Annotated in this window: 3 protein-coding genes and 1 pseudogene; 2 read left to right on the forward strand and 2 right to left on the reverse strand. The window is 73.0% G+C overall.

Annotated elements, in window-relative coordinates; all coding sequences use genetic code 11:
* Positions 1-184, reverse strand: a pseudogene (locus I59_RS15500) (hypothetical protein); the annotation flags it as partial.
* On the reverse strand, positions 181-1,299 hold the full coding sequence (locus I59_RS15505; RefSeq protein WP_022904651.1) for a glycerophosphoryl diester phosphodiesterase membrane domain-containing protein: 1,119 nt from the start codon (positions 1,297-1,299) through the stop codon (positions 181-183). The pseudogene I59_RS15500 and the gene I59_RS15505, both read right to left, overlap by 4 nt.
* Before the next feature lie 352 nt (positions 1,300-1,651).
* Here I59_RS15505 and mtrA point away from each other — a divergent pair, with 352 nt between their 5' ends.
* Both mtrA and mtrB read left to right on the forward strand, forming a co-directional pair.
* Complete coding sequence (mtrA, locus tag I59_RS15510) at positions 1,652-2,326, forward strand: MtrAB system response regulator MtrA (protein WP_022904652.1); 675 nt, start codon at positions 1,652-1,654, stop codon at positions 2,324-2,326.
* 5 nt (positions 2,327-2,331) lie between these two features.
* Positions 2,332-3,706: MtrAB system histidine kinase MtrB (gene mtrB / locus I59_RS15515; protein ID WP_022904653.1), on the forward strand; the 1,375-nt coding region annotated here is incomplete at its 3' end.

Consider the following 3,706-nt stretch of genomic DNA (forward strand, 5'->3'; position numbering starts at 1 on the left):
CGATCACCAGCACGGTGTGCCCGACCGCGGGGGAGTCCAGGCCGTCCGCGCGCAACGAGCCGAGCCAGTCGAGGACGGCCTTCGACGCCCGGTCCCACCAGGTGGCCCGTGCGCCGTCGTACTCGGCCCGTTGCAGCTCCTGCTCGAGCAGGCGTCGGGCCTCGTCCGGGTCGACCGCGCTCACCGCGGCCCGCCCCACTGCGGCGGCGCCCACTGCTGCTGCTGCCACTGCGGCGGCTGCGGTCCCCAGGGCTGCTGGGGTCCCCACGGCTGCTGCGGGGGCCGGACCGGGAGGGCTTCCGCGGGGGCGAACGGGTCGGCCGGCTGCCCGGTGTCCAGGTGCGCGGCGATGCGCTGGTCGAGTCCCTCGGTCCGGATGCGCCGGTCGATCGCCAGCAGGGTCAGGACCGACCCCGACAGCACGTCGGTCACGCACTGCACCGCCGTGACCAGGAGTGCTCCGAGCACCACGACGACGACGGACCAGACCCCGGGCCCGGACGACCCCGAGGTCTGCCCGAGCGGGTCGAACACCCCGCTGACGAAGACCGTGGCCACCTGCAGCGGGAACGACGCGATCGACACCGCGAACGCGAACATCGCGGTGACGAGCAGCATGATGCCGAACGTGCGCCAGAACGCCCCGCGCGTGAGGCGCCACGACTGCGCCGCTGCGGAGAAGACCCCGCGGCCCTCGAGCGCGATCGTCGGGATCGTGAACGCGAACTTCGTCGCGAGCCAGGTCGAGACCACACCGCCCCCGAGCGCGACCACGACCGCTGCGAGCAGGAACCAGCCGAAGCTCGCACGGCTGCCCGCGAGGCCGGCGACGAACCCGATGAACAGCACCAGGAAGACGCCCCCGAGGAGCACCCCGGCCGCTGCCTGCAGGAGCACCCACGCGACGACGGACCAGCGACGACCGGCAAGCAGCCCCCAGATGCCACGGAACGTCGCACGGCGTCCGAGCACGCGCTGTCCGGTGTCCACCGCGACCGGCGCGAGCAGGAACCCGCGGAAGAGCGCTGCCACGAACGGCAGGCCCACCGAGAGCAGGACGAACGCCGTGGCGGTCCCCGCGGCGATCGACGCCGCATCCGACGACGACCCGGCCGAGTCGAGGGAGGAGAACATCCGCGACTGCAGGCCGCCCTGGGCGAGCGTCGACACGACCTTCGCCAGCGCCCCGACGACCCCGGTGACCAGGAAGCTCCAGAGCAGCAGGACGCGGGCGTTCCGCCGGAAGACCGTGAACGCGCCGCCGAGGACGTCGCCGAGACCGAGCGGCCGCAGTGGCACGACCGGTCGCGACCCGGCGGGACCCGGGCCCGACGGGACGGGACCACCCGGCCGGGCGCCGCTCCGGCCGGGCCCACCCGGCCACGATGCGGACGGGCCGGGCCCACCCGGCCACGCGGCGGACGGCGGGGGCGTGCCGGGCTGCTGCGGGCCTCCAGGCGGACGCCCCTCGGCGCCACCGGACCCCGGAACCTGCCAGTCGGACATGCCGCACCCCCTCACCGGACCGCACGCGGACACGCGGTCCNGTCCCATCCTGTCGGAAAACCGTGCGCGGCGGGGGCACCGGCTATCGTGAGGATCGGTGCCGGACGGGCACCGCACGCTCCACAGGGACGGAAGCCCCCATCACATGACACCGCGCATCCTCGTCGTCGACGACGACCAGGCCCTCGCCGAGATGATCGGCATCGTCCTCCGCTCCGAGGGGTTCGAGCCCGAGTTCAGCGCCGACGGCAACGCGGCCGTCGAGGCGTTCCGCGGCACCGAGCCGGACCTCGTGCTGCTCGACGTCATGCTCCCCGGCATCGACGGCATCGAGGTGTGCAAGCGGATCCGCGCCGAGAGCGGCACGCCGATCATCATGCTCACCGCCCGGGGCGACACCGCCGACGTCGTCGCCGGTCTCGAGAACGGCGCCGACGACTACGTCGTGAAGCCCTTCAACCCGAAGGAGCTCGTCGCCCGCATCCGCACCCGGCTGCGACCGACCGCAACCGACTCGACCGTGCTCCACGTGGGGGACCTCACCGTCGACGTCCCCGGGCACGAGGTGCGCCGCGGCGACACCGTCATCGCCCTCACCCCGCTCGAGTTCGACCTGCTGCGCGCCCTCGCCGAGAAGCCGAACCAGGTGTTCACGCGCGAGATGCTCCTCGAGCAGGTCTGGGGCTACCACTACAAGGCGGACACCCGCCTGGTGAACGTGCACGTGCAGCGCCTCCGCGCCAAGATCGAGCACGACCCGGACAACCCGAAGATCGTCACGACCGTCCGCGGCGTCGGGTACCGGGCCGGAGGAGCCTGAGCACCGTGCCGCGGCGCGCACCGTCCGGACCCCGCCCGGTCGCCACCGGCACGCTCGGCCGGACCGGTCGCCGACTCCGCCGGTGGGGCCGTCGCGCCTGGCGGGGCGTCGCGTACCTGTGGCGGCGGTCGCTCCTGGTCCGCTCCGTGGCCATCACCGTCATCACGACGGGGCTCGCCGTCGCCGTGATCGGCACCGCCGTCATGGTGAGCATCTCGAACAACGTCTACGCCCAGCGCCGTGACCAGATCGAGGCGGAGTCCGCGCGGGCCACGATCGTCGCGCAGAACATCTTCGACGCGGCGACCGCGGGCGAGGACAACAACCAGTCCGAGCTCGAGACCCTGCAGAACGAGGCGCAGCAGGCGATCCTGTCGAACACGACGAGCCCCGGCGGCACCGACGTCGCCATCGAGCGCAGCCCGAACCAGACGACGCCGCAGACCCTGCAGACGATCGTCACCCCGGACTTCCCCGACGCCGTCATCACGGACTCGCTCCGCAAGGAGGTCGGCAAGGACACCGGACGCCTCAGCCTGCAGCCGGTCGAGCTCGACGACGGCGGGCGTCGGCAGCCCGGGCTCGCGGTCGGCTCGACGCTGCAGATCCCGAGCGCCGGACAGTACGAGCTCTACCTCGTGTACGACCTGTCCGACGCGCAGCAGACCCTCGACTTCGTGTCGCAGACGCTCTCGATCGGCGGCGTCGCCCTCATCGTCCTCATCGCCCTCGTCACGAGCCTCGTCGTCCGGCTCGTCGTCGTGCCGATCCGCGGTGCGGCCGAGACGAGCCGCAAGATCGCCGCCGGACGCCTCGACGAGCGCATCCCGGTGCACGGCAGTGACGACATCGCCACGCTCGCCCGGAGCTTCAACGGCATGGCGGACGCCGTGAGTCGTCAGATCACCCAGCTCGCCGAACTCTCGCGGGTGCAGCAGCGGTTCGTCTCGGACGTCTCGCACGAGCTCCGGACCCCGCTCACCACGATCCGCCTCGCCGGCGACGTGCTCTACGATTCCCGGCACGCCTTCGAGCCGGCCGTCGCGCGGTCGGCGGAGCTCCTGCACGCCCAGGTCGAGCGCTTCGAGCTGCTCCTCGCCGACCTCCTCGAGATCTCCCGCTACGACGCCCAGGCCGTCCAGCTCGAGACCGAGCCGGTCGTCCCCGCTGCGCTCGCCGCCGACATCGTCGAGGAGTTCCGCCCCCTGGCCGAGCGCGCCGGTGTCGACCTCCGGCTCCGCACCCCCGGCGGGCACACCACGATGCAGCTCGACGCCCGCCGTGTCCGCCGCATCATGCGGAACCTCGTCGGCAACGCGATCGAGCACGGCGAGGAGCGCCCCGTCGAGGTCGTCGTCGACAGCGACGCGCGCACCGTCG

It is taken from the genome of Curtobacterium sp. B8 (assembly GCF_000333315.1).
GTDB lineage: Bacteria > Actinomycetota > Actinomycetes > Actinomycetales > Microbacteriaceae > Curtobacterium > Curtobacterium luteum.